This window comes from Nonomuraea sp. NPDC050536 (assembly GCF_044457685.1).
Lineage (GTDB): Bacteria > Actinomycetota > Actinomycetes > Streptosporangiales > Streptosporangiaceae > Nonomuraea.
Window position 1 is genome coordinate 434,388 of sequence record NZ_JBITHD010000004.1, and the last position, 16,587, is coordinate 450,974.

15 protein-coding genes are annotated in these 16,587 nt (G+C 69.2%); 4 read left to right on the plus strand and 11 right to left on the minus strand.

Going from position 1 to position 16,587, the window contains the following annotated elements:
• Positions 1-53 precede the first annotated feature (53 nt).
• Positions 54-965 carry an RNA polymerase sigma factor SigJ gene (sigJ, locus tag ACIBHX_RS15230; protein WP_397067670.1) on the plus strand — a complete coding sequence of 304 codons (912 nt, stop codon included), beginning with the start codon at positions 54-56 and terminating at the stop codon, positions 963-965.
• Between the two features lie 52 nt (positions 966-1,017).
• Here sigJ and ACIBHX_RS15235 read toward each other — a convergent pair whose 3' ends face one another.
• Complete coding sequence (locus ACIBHX_RS15235) at positions 1,018-1,929, minus strand: LysR family transcriptional regulator (RefSeq protein WP_397067671.1); 912 nt, start codon at positions 1,927-1,929, stop codon at positions 1,018-1,020.
• Positions 1,930-2,037: 108 nt separating this feature from the next.
• Between ACIBHX_RS15235 and ACIBHX_RS15240 the strand changes: the two genes are divergently transcribed.
• From ACIBHX_RS15240 to ACIBHX_RS15250, 3 genes are all read left to right on the plus strand, one after another.
• Positions 2,038-2,460 (plus strand): hypothetical protein, encoded by a 423-nt coding sequence (locus tag ACIBHX_RS15240; RefSeq protein WP_397067672.1) that lies wholly within the window; start codon positions 2,038-2,040, stop codon positions 2,458-2,460.
• Positions 2,453-4,069, plus strand: coding sequence for a multicopper oxidase family protein (locus ACIBHX_RS15245; protein WP_397067673.1), 1,617 nt, complete (start codon positions 2,453-2,455; stop codon positions 4,067-4,069). The genes ACIBHX_RS15240 and ACIBHX_RS15245 overlap by 8 nt, the downstream gene beginning before the upstream one ends.
• 77 nt (positions 4,070-4,146) lie before the next feature.
• Positions 4,147-4,980 carry an alkaline phosphatase family protein gene (locus ACIBHX_RS15250; protein WP_397067674.1) on the plus strand — a complete coding sequence of 278 codons (834 nt, stop codon included), beginning with the start codon at positions 4,147-4,149 and terminating at the stop codon, positions 4,978-4,980.
• Between the two features lie 63 nt (positions 4,981-5,043).
• Here ACIBHX_RS15250 and ACIBHX_RS15255 read toward each other — a convergent pair whose 3' ends face one another.
• From ACIBHX_RS15255 to ACIBHX_RS15300, 10 genes are all read right to left on the minus strand, one after another.
• A complete protein-coding gene (locus ACIBHX_RS15255) occupies positions 5,044-6,390 on the minus strand; it encodes a beta-N-acetylhexosaminidase (RefSeq protein ID WP_397067675.1) in 1,347 nt (448 codons plus the stop codon).
• The gene (locus ACIBHX_RS15260; RefSeq protein WP_397067676.1) at positions 6,387-7,175 is read right to left on the minus strand and encodes an endonuclease/exonuclease/phosphatase family protein; all 789 of its coding nucleotides are present in this window, start codon (positions 7,173-7,175) and stop codon (positions 6,387-6,389) included. Before ACIBHX_RS15260 ends, ACIBHX_RS15255 begins: the two co-directional genes overlap by 4 nt.
• 65 nt (positions 7,176-7,240) lie before the next feature.
• Positions 7,241-8,056: a carbohydrate ABC transporter permease gene (locus tag ACIBHX_RS15265; protein WP_397067677.1), complete on the minus strand. Its 816-nt coding sequence runs from the start codon at positions 8,054-8,056 to the stop codon at positions 7,241-7,243.
• Positions 8,053-9,039, minus strand: a complete 987-nt coding sequence (locus ACIBHX_RS15270) for a carbohydrate ABC transporter permease (RefSeq protein WP_397067678.1) — start codon at positions 9,037-9,039, stop codon at positions 8,053-8,055. Before ACIBHX_RS15270 ends, ACIBHX_RS15265 begins: the two co-directional genes overlap by 4 nt.
• Positions 9,036-10,535, minus strand: a complete 1,500-nt coding sequence (locus ACIBHX_RS15275; protein ID WP_397067679.1) for an ABC transporter substrate-binding protein — start codon at positions 10,533-10,535, stop codon at positions 9,036-9,038. The genes ACIBHX_RS15270 and ACIBHX_RS15275 overlap by 4 nt, the downstream gene beginning before the upstream one ends.
• A gap of 24 nt (positions 10,536-10,559) precedes the next feature.
• Complete coding sequence (locus tag ACIBHX_RS15280) at positions 10,560-11,579, minus strand: LacI family DNA-binding transcriptional regulator (protein WP_397067680.1); 1,020 nt, start codon at positions 11,577-11,579, stop codon at positions 10,560-10,562.
• Positions 11,580-11,608: 29 nt separating this feature from the next.
• On the minus strand, positions 11,609-13,132 hold the full coding sequence (locus tag ACIBHX_RS15285; protein ID WP_397067681.1) for an alpha-L-fucosidase: 1,524 nt from the start codon (positions 13,130-13,132) through the stop codon (positions 11,609-11,611).
• 28 nt (positions 13,133-13,160) lie between these two features.
• Positions 13,161-13,805, minus strand: a complete 645-nt coding sequence (locus ACIBHX_RS15290; RefSeq protein ID WP_397067822.1) for a response regulator — start codon at positions 13,803-13,805, stop codon at positions 13,161-13,163.
• Entirely contained in the window at positions 13,796-15,013 is a 1,218-nt protein-coding gene (locus tag ACIBHX_RS15295) for a sensor histidine kinase (protein WP_397067682.1), read from the minus strand. Before ACIBHX_RS15295 ends, ACIBHX_RS15290 begins: the two co-directional genes overlap by 10 nt.
• 61 nt (positions 15,014-15,074) lie before the next feature.
• Positions 15,075-16,568 (minus strand): nitrilase-related carbon-nitrogen hydrolase, encoded by a 1,494-nt coding sequence (locus ACIBHX_RS15300; protein ID WP_397067683.1) that lies wholly within the window; start codon positions 16,566-16,568, stop codon positions 15,075-15,077.
• Positions 16,569-16,587 lie beyond the last annotated feature (19 nt).

The following is a 16,587-nucleotide window of genomic DNA, read 5'->3' on the forward strand; positions in this document are numbered from 1 at the left end:
GTTATCTCGTCGGACTGGTGAGGACAGATCCGACCCAGGGAGCCCCCGGAACCATGACCAACCACGACGCGGGCCTGAGCGCGATCATCAGCGAGCGGCGTCAACTGATCAATCTCGCCTACAGGCTCCTCGGCTCCCTGGCAGAGGCCGAGGACGCCGTCCAGGAGACCTACGCCCGCTGGTATGCCATGTCCCGGCAGCAGCAGGACGCCATCGAGTCGCCCGGCGCCTGGCTGACGAGGGTCGCCAGTCGCATCTGCCTGGACCTGCTCGGCTCGGCGCGGGCCCGACGCGAGCACTACGTGGGCGAATGGATCCCCGAGCCGCTGCCCGACCGAACCGAGTGGATCAGCGGACGGCCGGGCACCGCCGCGGCCGACCCAGCCGACCGGGTCACCCTGGACGAGTCGGTCAGCATGGCCTTCCTCGTGGTACTCGAATCGATGACCCCGGCCCAGCGCGTGGCGCTCATCCTGCACGACGTCTTCCGCTACTCCTTCGCCGAAATCGCCGAGATCACCGGCCGCACCCCGGCGGCATGCCGCGAGCTGGCCTCCTCGGCCCGCCGCCGCATCCGCGACTCACAGGCCCCCGCGACGCCGGCATCCCGGCAGGCTGGGATCGTCAGGGATTTCAAGCAGGCCTGGGAAGCCAAGGACATCGACACCCTCATCGGTCTCCTCGACCCCGACGCCACGGCGATCGCCGACGGCGGCGGTGTCATCGGCGCCGCGCTCCGCCCGATCGAAGGCGCCGAGCAGATCGTGCGCTCCCTGGTTCAGCTCGAGGGCAGGCTCCGCAACCTGACAATCCTGGAGCGTACGGTCAACGGCCAACCCGGCCTGGTCGCCCAGCAGGACGGCGTCACTGTATCGGTGTACGCGTTCGAGGTCGCAGGCGACCGGATCAAGCACATCTGGGCCGTACGCAACCCCGACAAGCTCCGCCCGTGGACGACAGGCTGACATGGGCTGCCCAGCCGGGGTGGCCAAGACGCGCCCACCCGCGAGCTGATCATCAGCGTTGCTCTTGGGGCTCGCCGCTGGTCCAGTCCCAGCTGGTGATCGTGGTGCGCATCAGGCGGGCGGCGGTTGACAGGTGGCTGTCGGCGCCCCAGTGCAGGGTGACCGTACGACGGCAGTCGGGGCTGTCGACGGCGATCCAGACGATGGGGTTGTGGATGGGGACAGGCGTGGCGCTGCGGCGGGCGAAGCCGGGGACGAGACCGATGCCGAGTCCCGCGCTGATCAGGTCCGCGATGGCGCTGGGCTCGTCGCTTTCACAGGCGATCTTCGGTGTGAGGCCTCGTGCGGCGAAGAGCCGGTCGAGCAGCCGGCGTATCCAGTGTCCCGTGCGGGCGGTGACGAAGGGCTGGTCGGCGAGTTCGTCGATGCTCACGGACGTGCGGCCCGCGAGCGGGTGGTCGAGTGGCACGACCAGCCCCACAGCGTCGTCGAACAGCTGCGTCGACTCCAGGCCTTCGGCGTGGATCGGCTGCGAGGCGACACACAGGTCGACGTCCTGGGCCCGCAGGCGGCGGCCCATGTCCTCGGCCAGGGACCAGTGCAGCTCGATCTCGACGGAGGGGTGAGCTCGCTTGTAGGCCGCCAGTGGGCCGGTGAGGGTGAGGAAGGTTTCCGACGCCAGTCTCACGGTGCCCAGGCCCTCGCGGGTGGCCTCGGCGACGGCGCGTCGTCCGGCGTCGAGCTCGCCGAGGGAGCGTTCGACGTGGTCGCGAAAGAGCTTGCCCGCGTCGTTGAGCCGGAGCCGGCCGCTCCGGTCGAACAGCGGTGTGCCCAGCTCGCTCTCCAACCGGGCGATGGTACGGCTCAGCGACGGCTGGGCGATGTGAAGCTCGTCGGCCGCCCGGCTGAGGTGCTCCAGCCGCGCCACCACCAGGAACTGCTTGAGCGAGTTCAGCTCCATCATGCCTCCGCATACATAACGCCATAGCAATATTGATCTTAGACAAGATAACTCACGAGCCATAGTGTCGGGTGCGTTCGTACACGGAGATCAGAGTGAGGAGGATCCTTCATGGTCACCAGCCGTCTGGGATCCGCTGCCGCGCATCGGACAGGGCCGGCCGAGTGGGTTTTCCGGGCCGTTGTCAGCGCGCACATGGTGGCGATCGTCGCCCAGCCGGTGTTCGCCGGGGTGTATCTGACCGGCGACTTCGACGGCCTGCGCTGGCACGCGCTCGGCGCCGACGTGGTCACTTCCATCGGCTATGTGCAGCTGATCGCGGCGATCGTGGTATGGGTACGGCTGCGCCAGGTCTGGCCGTTCCTGGGCACGACGGCGGTGGTGGCGGCCGAGACAGTCCAGTACTTCGCCGGCTTGGACGGTGCGCTGTGGCTGCACATCCCGCTGGGCGTGATGACCGTCGCCGCGCTCGTTGTGCAGTTCATCGCCGTCTGGCGCCAGCCCCTCCTGCGGCGGGAGGCCCGCGATGCGTGAGCACGACGAGGGCCGCGGCCTGACCAGGCGGCGGATGCTGGGCATCGGCGGGGCGCTCGGGCTGATGGCGGCCACCGGACTGTCGGCCTCGGCCGCGCTGGCCCGCCGGCCGTCGATCACCGGTGCCGAGCTGCGCAGCGCCGTACCGCTACCGCCGCCCTTCCAGGTGCCGCTGCCGATTCCCGCCGTGCTGAAGCCGGTCGGCACCTCGGGCGGCACCGACCGTTACGAGATCACCCAGCGCGAAGCGAGCGCGGAGATCCTGCCCGGTGTCAAAACACCGCTGTGGACGTACGAGGGCACCTTCCCCGGGCCGACGATCGAGTCGCGCCGTGGCCGGCCGATCACCGTGTCACACCGCAACACCCTGCCCGTGCCGACCGTCGTACACCTGCACGGCGGACGGACCCCGGCAGCCTCCGACGGATACCCGACCGACCTCGTCCTGCCCGAAGGCTGGCACGACGCCACCATGCAGATGGGGCACGGCTCTGAGCACGGCATGCAGGGAGGCATGCAGGATCCGCGGGCCGTGGTGACCAAGGTGACGCGGGACTACACCTTCCCGCTGGACCAGCGGCCGACGCTGCTGTGGTACCACGACCACCGGATGGACTACACAGCTCCCGCGATCTGGCGTGGGCTGGCCGGGCTGCACATCATCCGCGACGACGCCGAGGACGATCTCGGCCTGCCCTCAGGGCCGCGCGAACTGCCTCTCATGATCGCCGACCGTGCGTTCGCCGCCGACGGCAGCCTCGCCTATCCCTCCCTCGACCCCACTCTGCGCGAGCGGCCTGGCGTGCGCGAGCCGTACCTGGCAGGCGTCCTCGGCGACGTGATCTTGGTCAACGGCGCCCCGTGGCCCGTGCACGAGGTCGACGCGGCCCGCTACCGGCTGCGCATCCTCAACGCCTCCAACGCCCGCCACTACGAGCTCGAAGCGGTCACCGACGACGGACGCCGGCTCGATCTCGTGCAGATCGGCGCCGACCAGGGGCTGCTCGCCGCCCCCGTCACCCACCGGCTGCTGCCGATGGCGCCCGCGGAACGCTACGACGTGGTCGTCGACTTCTCCGGCGTCCCTGTCGGGAGCCTGGTCAAGGTGGTCAACCAGCTGGGCTCCGGACGTACCCGCGACGTGATGGCCTTCCGCGTCGCGCGCAAGGCGACCGACGGCAGCCGCGTCCCGCGCGCCCTGTCCACCGACCTACCCTCCTGGCGGCGGGAGGACGCTGTCAGGGTGCGCGAGTTCTCCTTTCGCGCCGGGCGGATGCACGGCGGCTACGGCTGGCTGATCGGCGGGCTGCCGTTCGACCCGACACGCGCCGACGTCACGGTCGGTCTCGGCGACGTGGAGGTGTGGCGGCTGGTCGCCGACGTCCATCACCCAGTCCACCTGCACCTGGTCGGCTTCCGGGTGCTGTCGCGCGGCGGCGGGCCGCCGCTGCCCCACGACGCGGGCCTCAAGGACACCATCTCGCTGCGGCCGGGCGAATCGGCGGAGATCATCACCCGCTTCGACGGATACCGAGGCCGCTACCTCTTCCACTGCCACAACGCCGAACACGAGGACATGGGCATGATGGCCAACCTCGAGATCATCTAGCCTGTCGTTGATCCAGCAATAGCGCTCATAGAAAACCCGACCTTGTCGGCGCCGCGGGGCACGACGACGATCAACGGGTGACTGAGCACAGCATCCGTGACCACGTCGTCGTCTTCGGTGTCGACGGGGTCAGGTATGACACCCTGCGGGCGGCGCGCACGCCCACGCTGGACGCGATCGAGGCTGCCGGGTTCCTCGCCCCGGTGCGGGTCAACGACGCGGGGCCGACGATCTCCGGACCTGGCTGGGCCACGATCGCCACCGGCGTGCTCGCCGACCGGCACGGCATCTACGGCAACGACCTGCGCGGCCACCATCTCGCGAAATATCCGGACTTTCTGACTCGGGTCAGGCAGCGTGGCGGCACCACGTACGCCTCGGGATGCTGGCCTCAGCTCGTCACCGACACCCTGGGCGGGCCCATTTTCCTGGGCGGCGGCAGGCTGCCCTACGGCGAGGACCCGCCCACGCTGCCCGCGTGGCACGACGCCGACCAGATGGTCGCCGATGACGCCGCGAAGGTGCTCGGAGGTGACTCCATCTCCGCGGCGTTCGTCTACTTCGGGCTGCCCGACGTGGTGGCGCACGACCAGGGCCTGACGCCCGCCTACGCCGAGGCGATCGAGAGCTCGGACCGGCGCATCGGCCAGGTGATCGCCGCCATCGAGAACCGGCCCGGCTTCGCCGCCGAGCGCTGGACGGTCATCGCGGTGACCGACCACGGGCATGCCGACGAGGGCGGCCACGGCGGCGAGAGCGAGCCCGAGCGCACCGCCTGGATCGCCGCGTCGGGACCGGGCGTCCCCACCCGGCCACCCGCCCGGCTGGAGCAAGCCGACGTTCACGCGCACGTGCTCGCAGCCCTGGGTGTCGCGCCGGAGTCGGCCCTGGCGGGGCGGCCGTTCGCCTAGGACGCCGGTGTAAAGCGGGTCAGCCGGCTGTCTCGGGTGATTCTCGGCAGGAAGGATCGCCAGCTAAGTGAGCCGGTGCGGCACATGGCGCGCCAGCCGCTCCTCGAACTCGGCGAAGTCGCCGGTTGTGCCCCAGGCCACCTCGGCCAGGGCGCACAGTCGTGGGAAGGCCATGTACTCCACCTGCTCCGGTGTGGGCAGGTACTCCGTCCACACCTGCCCCTGAGTGCCCAGGATGTGGTGGGCGGCGCCGGCGTCCAGCCCGGCGGGCACGGGCTCGTAGGCGTACACCTGGGCGAGCGTGGTGAGCCCGCCGATGGCCAGCGGCTCGGTATCGGGGTCGGCCTGGTAGTGGTCGAAGTAGGTGTGCGAGGACGGGCACATCACGGCGTCGTGCCCCGCCTTGGCGGCGGCGATGCCGCCCTCCTCGCTCCGCCACGACATCACGGTGGCGCCCGGAACGAGCCCGCCCTCCACTATCTCGTCCCATCCGACCAGGCGGCGGCCATGGGCGGACAGGAACTCCGCCATCCGGCCGACGAACCAGCTCTGCAGCGCGTCCTCGTCAGGCAGCTCCAGCTCGCGCATCCGCTGCTGGACGCGTGGCGACTCGCGCCATTCCTGCTTCGGGCACTCGTCGCCGCCGATGTGCACGTACGGGCTCGGGAAGACCTCCATGACCTCGGCCAGCACGTCCTGGCAGAAGCGGATCGTCTCCTCCTCCACGTTCAGCACCTGCTCGTGCACGCCCCACTCGCCCGGCACCGGCAGCTCGGCCTCCGGGTGGTTGCCCAGGTGCGGGTATGCGGCGATGGCCGCGCGCATGTGCCCGGGCAGGTCGATCTCCGGGACCAGGGTCACGCCGCGGCTCGTGCCGTACTCGACCAGTTCACGTAGCTCCTGTTTGGTGTAGAAGCCGCCGTGCGGGCGGCCGTCGTAGCGCTGGTCGCGGTGGTGGCCGAGCATGGATTCCGCGCGCCAGGCGCCCACCTCGGTCAGCCGTGGGTAGCGTTCGATCTCCATGCGCCAGCCCTGGTCGTCGGTGAGGTGCAGGTGGACGACGTTGAGCTTGTGCAGGGCGGCCAGGTCGATCATCCGGCGCAGGAAGCCGACGGGGAACCACCAGCGGCCCACGTCCAGCATCACGCCCCGCCAGGGGAAGCGCGGGGCGTCCTCGATCTCGACGCACGGCACCTGTCCATCGGCCTCCAGTTGGCGCAGCGTCTGCTCCGCCCACCGCAACCCGCGCTCGTCCTCGGCGGTGGCGAGCACTCCGTCGGGCGTCACGGAGAGCCGGTATCCCTCCGGCCCCAGTCCGGTCCGCTCGATACGCAGCGTGACCCCGTCGGGAGTCGGCCGCCAGAAGCCCGGTTGCCTGGTCAGTCGGGCGGGACGAGGAATGATGTTCATGACTGGATCCTCAGGTCGGCGATGAGCGCTGCGTGGTCGGAGAAGAAGTCCTGCGGCGGATCGCCGGGGGCGCGCTCCCCCAGCATCCAGGTCGCGACGGGATCGATCGCGCCGCGGGTGAAGAGGTAGTCGATGCGATAGGCCCCGTCGAACCGCTTGAGCACATCCCATGATCCGCCGGGATCGGTGAGCACATCCGGCCGCAGCGACCGGTAGACGTCCTGGAACCCGGCCTGCTGCACCTCTCTGGTCACCCTTCCCTCGACCACGTCACCCCAGTCCAGGTGAGAGACCGTGTTGAAGTCGCCCGCCAGGATCGCGGGCCGATCCGGGCTGCCGTGCGTGGCGACATAGTCGTAGAGAAGGGCTTTGATCTGAACATGTCGGGCGTGGTCGAGCTCATCGAGGCCCTCCCGCCTGCCCCGCTCCAGCTCTCCCACCAGGTCGTCGAGGTAATGCAGCCACACGGGGAAGACGTCCAGCTCCCGCCCACCGCCGAGGCCGAGCCGCACCCCGCCCGCGTTGAACGACGACAGGTGCTCCCCTGTCGGCTCGGGATAGGCCTCGGCGATCGGATACCGGCTGAACAGCCAGAGGTTGTCGCCCTCGCCCGGCGGCCTGCGGGTGATCGGCACTCCCTGGTGGCCGTACGCGGCCCCGATCTCGGCGCCCAGGCCGTACGTCTCGATCGTGACGATCACGTCCGCGCGGACGGCGGCGATCAGCGCCGCCACCCCGAACCGGCCGCCGTCGAGGATGTTCCACGTCATGATCCGCAGCCGCACTTCCCTGGCCTCCTGGGAGGTGGGCCCGCAGGCGGAGGCCTGCGGGTCCAGCCGGTGGACGTCTCTCAGGCCTTCACCGCGCCGGCGATGGCGTCGACCACGTAGCGCTGGGCGACGATGAAGACGACCACGATCGGCGCCAGCGAGATGATCGCTCCCGCGCACAGCAGCGTCCAGTTCGTGGACGTCTGGCTGGTGAAGGCGTACAACCCGACGCCGAGCGTGCGCAGTTCCGGCTTGCCCAGCGTGAACACCAGCGGCAGGAAGAAGTTGTTCCACGAGCTGATGAACGTGAACAGCCCGAGCGTGGCCGCCATCGGGCGCGACAGCGGAAGGATCACCCGGAAGAACAGCGTGTTGTACCCGGCCCCGTCCACCCGCGCGGCCTCCTCCAGCTCGCGGGGCATCGTCTGGAAGTAGGCCATGAACATGAACGTCCCGAACACCAGCCCGCCACCGACCTGGACGAGGATCACCGACCAGAGCGTGTCGAGCAGCCCGAGCGCCTTCACGATGTCGAACACCGGGATGATCGTGTATCCGTGCGGCAGCAGGAACGTCGCCAGCACCACCCCGATCAGCGCCTTCTTCCCCGGGAAGGTGTGCCGGGCCAGCGCGAACCCGGCCATCGCTGTCAGCAGCAGCACGAACGCGACCGTGGTCACCGAGATGATCAGCGTGTTGAGGAAGTACGTGCCGAAGCTGGCCTGGTCCCACGCCTTGACGTAGTTGTCCCACATGAACGTGGTCGGCTTGAGCCCGAGCCCGGTGTCGAGGAAGTCGATCGGCGACTTCAGCGAGCTGCCGACCGCCCACAGGAACGGGTAGACGTAGGCGAAGCCGAAGCCGAGCAGCATGATGTGGGTGAACGCGCGCCTCACTCCGCTCCCCCCTTCCGTGAGCGCAACTTCCTGACCGCCCACAACTGCCCGAACGTGAGCACCAGCAGGATGAGCCCGAAGAAGAACGACGCCGCGGAGGCGTAGCCGACGTTCGGCTCTCCGCCCGCGCCGCTGCCGATCGTGCCGCCGAAGGCCTGGTGGTAGATGTAGGTGTTCACCACTTCCGAGGCGAAGTACGGCCCGCCGCCCGTCAGCACCATCACCAGGTCGAAGACCTGCAGGCTGCCGATGATGGCGAGGAACACGATGACCACGCCGACGCTGCGCAGCCCGGGCACCGTCACGTGGACGAACTGGGCGACCCGCCCGGCGCCGTCGATCTGGGCGGCCTCGTACTGCTCCTTCGGGATCGCCTGCAGCCCGGCCAGGAAGTAGACCATGTTGTAGCCGAGCGTGTTCCAGATGCCGACCGCGATGATCACCCAGAGCACGGCGTCGGGGTTGCCGAGGAAGTCCACCGGCTGGTCGATCAGCCCCAGCTTGACCAGCGGCTGGCTGATCACGTCACTGAAGTTGGACAGCATCAGCTTCAGCACGACGCCCACGATGGCCACCGACGTGACCGCGGGCAGGAAGTAGATCGCCCGGTAGAACGTTGAGCCGCGCAGCTTGCGGTTGTTCAACACCAGCGCCAGCGAGAGCGCGAGTACCAGCTGCACGGGCACGAGCACGACCGTGTAGATCGCCGCGTGCCTGAATGAGCTCCAGAAGAAGCCGTCGCCGACCACGTCGCGGAAGTTCCGCAGCCCGACGAAGTCGGACGGATCTCCCAGGCCGTTCCACTCGTAGAGCGTGTAACCGGCCGAGGCGAAGATCGGGTAGATCACGAACACCGAGGTGAGCACCACGAAGGGCGCCAGGTAGGCGTAGGTCCAGCGGTTCTCGCGGATCCTGCGCCAGAGCGTTCCGTTGCGGGTGACCGGGGCGGCGCTCCTGGCCGCCCCGGCGAGCTCGGCGGTCATTTCGTGGTGATGTACTGAGGGATGTCCCACTTATACGGTTTGGTGAGATCCCAGTCGCTGAAGGTGTAGTCGGCGATCGTCGCCTTGTGCCCCTTGGCCGCCGCCTTGGCCAGCGCGTCGTTGAACGCCTTCTCCTGCTGCTCCTGCAGTCGAGACAGCGCCGCGCCCATGTCCTTGATCTGCCCGGTGAACAGGCCGGTGCAGATGGCGTCGAAGTCGGGGGTGATCTTCTTGACGACCACGCTGCCGGTCGCCGGGTTGCGTAGCGCCGGATTCGGGCCGGCCAGGCTGAGTTTGGTCATGCCCACAAAGGCGGCGAACGGCGCGAAGTCCACCTTGCTCGGGTCGTTGGCCTCGGGATGGATGGAGACGCCGCCCTTGAGCTCCTGCACGTACCTGGCTCCGGCCTCGGGGCCGTTCCACCACTTGAACCACTCCCAGGTCTCGTCCGGGTGCTTGGCGGTGGCCGAGATCGCCAGGTTGTACTTGCCGGGCCCGTAGTAGAAGAAGCTCTTCGGCTGCCCGTCCGCGGTGATCAGGGTGGTCACCGAGTAGTCGGTGAAGCCCAGCTCGCTCCAGCCGGGCTGGTTCCACACGCCGCCCACGATCATGCCGAACTTGCCGCGCGCGAACTGCTGCCGGGAGATCTCGTCGTCCATGCTGAGCGCGTTCGGCGTGACGAACCCCTTGCTCTTCCACTCCAGGAAGAGCGTGAGGAAGTCGCTGATGGCCCGCTCGGTGGTGCGGGTGAACTTGCCGGTACGCGGGTCGAGCCCACCGGGGAAGCCGGGCGGCATCGAACCCGGGAAGCCCGCGCCCGCGGTGAACAGCTCCACCCACCACGGGATGATCGAGAAGGCGCTGTTTCCGAAGCCGATGCCGTGCACGCTGCCGTTGCCCTTCTTGGTGATCTGCTCGGCGAACAGCGTGACCTCGTCCCAGGTCTTCGGGATCTTCACGTTGCCGTCGGCCTCGACCAGCCCGGCGTCCTTGAAGACCTTGTTGTTGATGTACAGCTGCACCCAGGGCGCGTCCCCCTCGAAGGGAGAGCTGTAGATCTTGCCGCCGAACGTGTTGATCCCCTCGACGAACGAGTACGGCGGGAACGTCTTCTGCCAGTCGGCCGTGGCGTACTTGCCGAGGTCGAGCACCCGCCCGTCGGCCACGTAGTCGTCCAGCTTGTCGCTGGGCACCTTGAAGATGTCGGGCGCGCTGCCGCCCCGCCAGGCCAGGTCGAGCAGGTTACCCAGGTCGCCGCTGGCCTGCTGGGTGCGCTTGATCGCGATGCTCGGGTGGGCCGCCTGGAAGAGCTCGATCTCCTTCTTGACCCACGGCTCCTGGCTGACCAGCTGGTCCCAGTGGCTCACGTCGACGATCTTGGCCGCGCTCTTCGCGCCCGGGCTCTTGGTGGTGGAGCAGGCGCCGAGCGCGAGCAGCCCGCCGACACCGGCGGCGCCCCGGAAAAGGGCACGACGAGATAGGGGTGATGAGGACATGGCGCGTTCCTTATCGGTGGGGGGTCAGGAAAGAGGCGAGGTCGAAGCGCGGGTGATCAGCCGGGGCGCGACCGTGTCCGGCCGGCCGTCCCGGCCGTCGATGAGGGCCAGCAGCAGCTCGGCGGCCGCCGCCCCGACGGAGACGGGATCCTGGTGCACGGTGGTGAGCGCGGGATGCAGATGCGCGGCCTCCGGGTTGTCGTCGAACCCTGTCACCGACAGGTCCTCCGGCACCCGCAGCCCGGCCTCCCGCGCCACAGACATCCCGGCGACGGCCATCAGGTCGCTGGCGTAGACGATCGCGGTCGGCCTGTGCTGCTCCCGCGCGAGCAGCCGCCGCGTCGCCGCCGCCCCGCCGTCTCCGGTGAAGTAACCCACTTCATGCAGTACGGCGGGCAGCCCGTGACCGCGCATGGCCTGCAGCCACGCGTCGAGGCGGGAGCTGGAGTGCAGGTAGGCCGGATCCCCTTCGACGAAGGCGATCCTGCGATGACCCAGCTCCACCAGATGGTCGACGGCGGCCGTGATGCCGTCGGCGTCGCGGATACCCACGGCCGGGGTGGCGCCGTAGTCCACGGTGGCCGGGCCGATCGCCACGGCGGTCAGGCCGAGCTCCGACAGCAGCTGGAGCCGGCCGTCGTCGCGGCGGATGTCGAGCAGGAAAGCGCCATCGATGCGGCGCTCGGTGGCCAGGCCGCGGTAGCTCTCGGCCTCCGCCCGCTCGTCCCTGCCGACCACCTGGAGCACGAGCACCGAGCCACTGCCCGCCAGCACGGTCTCGACGCCGCCAAGGAAGCCGGCGAAGAACGGGTCGAGGGCCAGGTGGCGCGGGTCGCGCGCGAGCACCAGGCCGACAGCGAAGGCGCGGGAGCGGAGCATGGCGCGGGCGTGGATGCTGGGGCGCCAGTTGAGGTCCTTGGCCGCCTGCTTGATGCGCTGGCGGGTTTCCTCGCTGACGCCCGGCTTGTCGTTGAGCGCCAGGGACACCGCGCCCTTCGACACACCGGCCAGGCGGGCTACGTCGGCGATCGTCGGGCCGTCCACTCTTGCCTCCTCGCGGTTACTAAATGCATTTAGTAACGGCATCGCGCGGGGCGCGTCAATGGGTTGGCCCAAACTTCGTCCCGAAATAAACCGGTAAACCGGGACGAATCAGGCGTTGCCGTACAAATCGATCGTCGTGAGGTGGGGGTGGCGCGTGCGCGGAGGACCCGCACGCGGAAGCGGCGGGCCGTCACCCGGGCGGGGAGCGTGATGAGGCGTTTGGCGCCGACCGTCCCGCATCCGGCGATCCGCTGCCAGCCGTCCTCCTGCTCGGCCTCGACGACCACGTCCTCGATGAGCTGGCCGTGGCGCAGGTCCTCGGCCAGGGCCAGGCGGGCGACCTCGGCAGGCTCGTCGAACTCCAGCACCTCACCGTCGCGCCTGGCAGGGAGCGGGCCTTCCCAGTCACGCTCGATCATGGACGCCCACTCGCGCAGGACCGCGACGTCCTCGGCGGGCAGGTGTCCACGGCGGTCGGGCGGAATGTTGAGCAGCAGCACCGCACCCCTGCCCACGGACTCGCCGTAGATCGCCATGAGATCTTCGGGCGTCTTGGGCCGCTCGTCGTCGTGGTAGAACCATCCGGGACGGATACTCACGTCAACCTCAGCCGGCCACCACTGCAACCATGAGGGCGAAGCCGCGAGGTGGTCCTGCGCGGAGGTGGCGTTCTCCAGGGCCCGGCGGCTGCCCAGGTCGGGGGCGTCATACGTCGGCAGCACGTCGACGCGCTCGCGGTCGACGCGCACGGGGACGACGTTCCACTCGTCCTCGCGTGCCAGGCCGGTCTCGTTGCCCACCCAGCGGACGTCGGGGCCGCAGTTGGCGATCACGGCGTCCGGGGAGAGGGTCCTGATCAGGGTGTACCAGCTGTCGAAGTCGTAGTGCTCGGCGCGGCCGTCGGGGATGCGCCCCAGCGAGCCGTCGAACCAGACCTCGTCGATGGGCCCGTACCCGGTGAGGATCTCGTGCAGCTGGCCCAGCATGTAGGCGCCGTAGTCGCTGGCGGGGAGGGTCAGGTCGCCGATCCGGCGGGGCCGGCGTTGGCTGCCGTTGGCGTAGGTGGGCTCGTGCTCGTCCGCCGGGGAGAGGTAGACGCCCACCTTGAGGCCGTGACCGCGCATCGACGTGACGAAATCCCTGAGGACGTCGCCCCGTCCGGCTCGCCACGTCGAGGAGGCGACCGTGTGGGTGGTGAGCTTCGACGGGTACAGGACGAAGCCGTCATGGTGCTTGACCGTGAGGATCGCCAGCCGGAACCCGGCCGCGCTCAGCTCGCGGGCCCACTCGTCGGTGTCGAGGTCCTCGGGTTGGAACAGCTCGGGGTCCTCGTCGCCGTAGCCCCACTCCTGGCCGGTGAAGGTGTTGACGCCGAAGTGCAGGAACGCGGTCCGCTCGAGGGCCAGCCAGGCCAGCTGCCGCCCACTCGGCCGCACCGACGCCGCCTTGCCGACGACGTCATCACCCGGCTCGAGCGCCACTCGCCAATCACTGCCCACGGCCTCGGCACTCGCCCGACCATCGCCCTTGCCCGCCATCAAAGCATCTGCCATGCGATCCTCCTGACCCGTCGGCGTCCTGTCAGCGGTTGAGATAGGCGAGCACGGCCAGGACGCGGCGGTTGTCGTCCTCGGACTCCGGCAGGTGGAGCTTGCCGAAGATGCTGGAGATGTGTTTGTTGACCGCGCTTGCGGAGATCGTGAGCTGATGACCTATCGCCGCGTTGGAGCGCCCTGCGGCGATCAGGCTCAGCACCTCGCGTTCGCGGGGGCTCAATTCCGCCGTACGGCCGCGCGCGTCCCCCCGGGTCAGCAGTTTGGCCACGACCTGCGCGTCCATCGCCGTACCGCCACGGGTCACCGACTTGACCGCGTCGATGAACTGCTCGGTGTTGGACACCCTGTCCTTCAGCAGGTAGCCGACCGCGCCGGCGCCGTCCGCGAGCAGTTCACGGGCGTAGAGCTGCTCCACGTACTGCGACAGCACCAGCACCGGGAAGCCGGGCCGCTCGCGGCGCGCCTGGATCGCGGCTTGCAGGCCCTCGTCGGTGAACGACGGCGGCAGCCGTACGTCGACGACCGCGACGTCGGGCCGCTCCTCGGCCAGCGCCTTGCGCAGGGACGGGCCGTTGTCGACGGCGGCCACGACCGTGAAGCCGTGCTCGGTGAGCATGCGGATCAACGCGTCCCGGATGAGGAACAGATCCTCGGCGACGACTACTCGGATCTGATCGCGCACGGCACCTCCAGATGCACACGAGTAGGTCCGCCGGGCGGGCTGTCGACGGCGATCGTTCCGTCGAAGACGGCCAGTCGGCTTTGGATGCCACGCAGCCCGGTGCCATTGGCCGGATCGACGCCACCGTCGCCGTCATCGACGACATCGCAGCTGAGCACGCCGTGCCGGTAGCCGAGGGTGACACGGACCAACGCCGCGCCCGCGTGTTTGCTGGTGTTGGCGAGCAGTTCGTTGACGGCGAAGTAGACGGCCGACTCGACCGGTGGCGATGGCCGTCCGGTCAGATCGGACGACACTTCGACATCGAGCATGCAATCCAGCGCCAGGGCTCGGATCGCGTCGGCGAGGCCACGGTCGGCCAGCACCGGCGGGTGAACGCCCCGCACCAGGTCGCGCAGCTCGTCCAACGCCTTCGACGAGGCCTCCCGAGCCGTGGCCAGCAGGGCGCGCGCCGCCTCCGGGTCCTCGTCGAACAGCCGCTCGGCATTGCCGAGCCCCATGCCCACCGCGACCAGCCGTGCCTGCGCGCCGTCGTGCAGATCGCGTTCGATCCGGCGCAGTTCCGCGGCCTGCGCGTCGGCACCGTCCGCGCGCGTCTCCACCAACGTGTCGACCCGCTGCTCCAGCTCGGTCGTCCGTGACGGCCCGAGCAGGCCGCGCGCCCACCGGGCGCGCAGCCCCAGCACCTTCGGCCCGATGTACAGGCCGAGCGCGATCAACGCGAGCCCGGCCGGGACCGCCGCCAACGCGCTGGCCGTCGAGGTCACGTGGATGACGCCGTAGGAGTTGGTGCCGCCGGCTCGGGCGTTCGCCTGCCACACGAAGGGTTGTACGGCTGCGCCGTACAACCCGTAGAGCGGCATGCCGAGCGCCAGCGCGGCCGCCCACGTGCCCATGATCGGGTCGAGGACCGCCCAGAGCACGTCCCGCCAGGTCGCACGCTCCTTCAGCAGCGCGACCGCGTCCGTTTGGGGGCCGTAGGGACGCTCGATGTCCACGCCGAGCCGGCCCGCCAGCCGCCGGGCCGCGTCCGCGACCGTCCGCAGCAGCGACACGGCCGGCGGGAACACATACCGGCCGACGCCGACCAGCATCAGTGCGGCACTGACCACGACCAGGACGGCGGCGCAGATACCGGCGACCGACAGGCCGATCATGGCCAGCGCGCGCACCGGTGTCGCAAGCCTCGCCCTCATCGTTTGTCTCCCCCGTTCCGCGCTGGTGGCATCATCGCACTCTCATCAGGAAAGCCCACGATCAGCCCTGGTGTCCGATTCGCCGGAAGATGGCCAGTCCCGTCAGCCCGACGACGTTCGTGACGCAGAGCCAGGCGAACAGGTCGCCGACCAGGCCGTAGACCGTCCAGGTGCCTCGCGTCGGCACGGACACGATCATGCTCTGCTGCGTGGTGCTGAAGTAGTTCGTCCTGGCCAGGCTCGCACCGTAGGCGTCGACGGTGATCGCGATGCCGCCGCTGGTCTGCCGGACGAGGGAGTATCCGTTCTCGACGGCGCGGAACACCGCGTTCGCCGAGTGCGTACGCTCGATGCCTTTCCAGTCGTTGGCGGGGACGAACATGATGTCGGCGTGCGTGCGGAGCGTGCTGGGGAAATCTGCGTCGAAGCAGATGACGTTGGCCAGCCTGCCGTACGGCGTCTCGGACACCGGCACGATGCCGTCGCCGGGCCGAAGGCTTTCCATACCGGGTACGGGATGCGCCTTGTCGAAGGTCGACAGCAGCTTGCCGTCGGGTCCCACGAGCACGGCGATGTCGCGTGAGTGCGGTTGGCCGTCGAGGATGACGGCTATCCCCATGTCGAGATAGATCTGCTTCTCTTTGGCCAGGCTCTGGGCGGTCCGCAGGAAATCGGGGAAGTCCTCGTTGAGCACGACGGCGGCGGTCTCCGGCCAGGCCACGATCTTCGCGCCGGCGTCGGCCTCGATCCGGCTGTGGGCGAACAGGTCGTCGTTGAGCACCGCGAACGCCTTGCGCAGCGTCGGCTTCTGCTCGGGCAGGACCTGCGGCGTGTGGAAGTTGTTGATCTGTCGCATACGGCCCTCGGCCGCGAGCGACGCGCTGATGCCGGCGACACGCACCAGACTCGGCGCCGTCGGCGCCATGGCCAGCCGCAGGCCACCGCCGATGAGGACGAGTACGAGCACCGAGACGTACGTCAACGCGACGGTCCGGATCGACGGCCAGTGCAGCCGGCGTTCCAGCGCGAGATTGACGACCGGTGCGACCCAGGCCATCAGGAAGCTGAGCCCGTAGATGCCGGTGACGGACACCGTCTGGAGCAGCGGCAGGTTCGCCGACTGCGTCGCGGCCAACGGCCCGAAAATCGTCCCGAGCGGACTGATCGCCGCGACCAGGAATTCGACCGTCACCCGGGCCGCCGGGAAGACCAGCGTGGCCAGAAACGGATTCAACCGCTGGAAGAGCAGCCGGTCGGCCAGCAGCGGAATACTCAGGATCAGGCTCAGCAGCAGACAGCCGAGCAGGATGGGCAGGACACCGGACTGGCCCGCGGCCGCGACGTAGACGACCGTCGTCGCCGTCGCCGACAGGCCGATGCACGCGAGTCCGGCGAGCACCCTGGAGCTTCTGGTGAACCGCATCAGACCGATGGAGAACAGCCAGCCGGCGATCGGAATCGACCATTCGCTGTTCGTGCCGAATAGTCCGAGCGCTATGCCGGCCGCCAGCCAGCCGTATTTCCGCCACCCGGTGGCGAAGTACGAGTTTGCCATGCATCGGAGCCTCTCCGAT